Source organism: Gammaproteobacteria bacterium, from assembly GCA_003696665.1.
Taxonomy (GTDB): Bacteria; Pseudomonadota; Gammaproteobacteria; order Enterobacterales.
In genome coordinates this window covers 1-2210 of the sequence record RFGJ01000623.1, presented here as the reverse complement: position 1 = coordinate 2210, position 2210 = coordinate 1, and the positions used below count along the sequence as shown (strand labels likewise).

The following is a 2210-nucleotide window of genomic DNA, read 5'->3' as shown; positions in this document are numbered from 1 at the left end:
TCAGGGCAACCAATTCAACCTTGCTGTGCCTCCTCTTGTCAATGTAGTCAACCTTGTAGGCACGCGCGGCTCTGGCATTATCCGTTACATCAGTCAGGTTACGGGTGCGCGCAAGCCAGGTGAGATGCTGATGATCAAGAACAACATCGCTCCTGACAGCACGGTCACGCTGCAATATCCGTTCGTCGAGACATACGATGGGCAGAGCTATGACCTGCCGTATGGGCACTACATCATCCTCATGCAGACACAGACGACTGGCGTGTGGCGTGAGGTGGCCCGTTCCGAGAAGACGTGGGTGAACAAGGGGTTCCTCACTATCAATCCTGCCAGCAACCCCGCCTACCGTGTCGGCAACGACGCTTCACAGGTCATCTTCCCGAAGGAGTATCATTACATCCAGCTGACCGGCACGCAGACGGTCATCAACCGCATCAATGAATACGGTCCATACCGACGTCCTCCTGGCGACATCATCGTTTTGGAAAACGCTACGGGAAGTGATGTAACCCTCAACCTGCCTTACATCATGCCCATTTACAGCGGCATCCCGAAGACGGTTATCCCGAACCAAGGGCGTGCTGTCCTTGTCAGCCTGAATGGAGGCTCGTGGCAGGTTGTTGAGGTGATGCAAGCCAAGACGGAGGTAGGGCGCAGCCGTGTACAGCACGACTTCAGTGTAGGAGGTCCGGCAGTTAACGTCAATCACTACGTGTTCAACGAGCACCGCATCAACGACGTGCCGGAGTTCATCGAGGGTGCCATCATTGCGGACATGAGTGCAGGAGAGCCCACCGCCTCGGTGGTGATCACCACGACGCCAAACTTCTACAAGGGGCTTGAGGTGTACTGGTCCGCCCAAGATGCTTCCGGTGATGGCAAGGTAGAACTGTTGACGGCGACATGGGGCTACAATGCTGCGCCCATCAACGTGAACACGGTCAGCTCACATGAGTCATCATCGCCAAACTATGGTGGCAGCACAGTGACTATTACAGGAGGTGTTAATAACATCACGATCAACATCGTGAACAACACGGAGAACACCAATATGAAGATTTGGTACAAGTTGTTCTAAAAACAACAGCAATGATTAGGATTTGGCTTGTCCTCTTTTTGCTTATCCCTTTCCTGTCGAGTGCACAGAATATCGTCAGGTACAGGATGTTGAGCACGGCAGGAGATACGATGCGCATTCTGTGTATCGCTGATGATGTGTCATCCATTGCTCCTGGCGATTCCATCATTTTTGGCAACAAAAGGGATTGCTATTCCTCGGCAATCATTGCTGTTTACGATCTCGATACGATTCAGAACACGTTTACAGCAGACGTTTACAGTCAGCCCGTAAGCCGCTTCGGATATGCAATGATTTTCAGGGGGGGAGCTTAAAGGGGTGGTGGCTGATCATATTCCCGAGGCGCTGTTCGGGTGTGTACTGGAGCGTGTGAAAGGGTCAAGTGTTGGCGAGCAGGCCTGACGATATTCAGCACGGACTGTGCAGCCAATGACGCCTCTACTGGCGTACTTCAGACATTTAACGAAACTGTTTGGAAAAATCACTGGTAAACCAAAGAGATATGAGACTGCCAATCCTTTTCGCATCCTTGCTTTTTGCTTTTTCTGCTGTTGCTCAAGTCGGCAATGTCCGATTCAGGGTTGAGAGTGCAGGTCAGGGCATGTCAAACATTCGAGGATACGTTTTCCTCGGGTACGATTCTGTTGCAACAGGCGACAAGGTGATTGTTTCCTTTAACGGTGAATGCAAAGAGCTTGCCCTGAACAGTGTGCAACAGACAGGGTCCCGATTTTTCACGGCCACGGTGTATGATACGCTTGTAGGCGGCAAGGTTTATTTTGGTGCAATCTACCGTGGCATCCTCCGAAAGGTTCCCAAGTACATGGACGACGCCACGCAGAAGTGTATCATTGAAAAGCTGCTCACGGCCTCGACGATTACGGAGCCCCCGCTTGAGTTCGTTGATACAATCAGGGTACCGTCTGTGGTTAGGGAGCAAGGGTTTGATGTGAACAATGGACTCCTTGCCTTTGCGCCATGGGGATCAAGTGTGACTTACCTTTACGAAGTAGGAGACGGCGATCCTCGCGAAATAGCACAGATCCCGTTTGGGGGATCTGCCTACATCTGGGGCCGCTTTCTTACGATAAGCTCCCTTGGCACCTGGAAGATCTATGACATCAGCGATCCC

The 2210-nt window shown here is 51.8% G+C and carries 3 protein-coding genes; all 3 read left to right on the top strand.

Annotation, left to right across the window (positions count from 1 at the left end):
* Positions 1-1078 (top strand): hypothetical protein (locus tag D6694_15110; protein ID RMH34659.1); only part of this gene is annotated, 1078 nt, incomplete at its 5' end.
* Positions 1079-1089: 11 nt separating this feature from the next.
* On the top strand, positions 1090-1392 hold the full coding sequence (locus D6694_15105) for a hypothetical protein (GenBank protein ID RMH34658.1): 303 nt from the start codon (positions 1090-1092) through the stop codon (positions 1390-1392).
* A gap of 188 nt (positions 1393-1580) precedes the next feature.
* The coding region (locus tag D6694_15100) for a hypothetical protein (GenBank protein RMH34657.1) at positions 1581-2210 on the top strand (630 nt) is incomplete at its 3' end.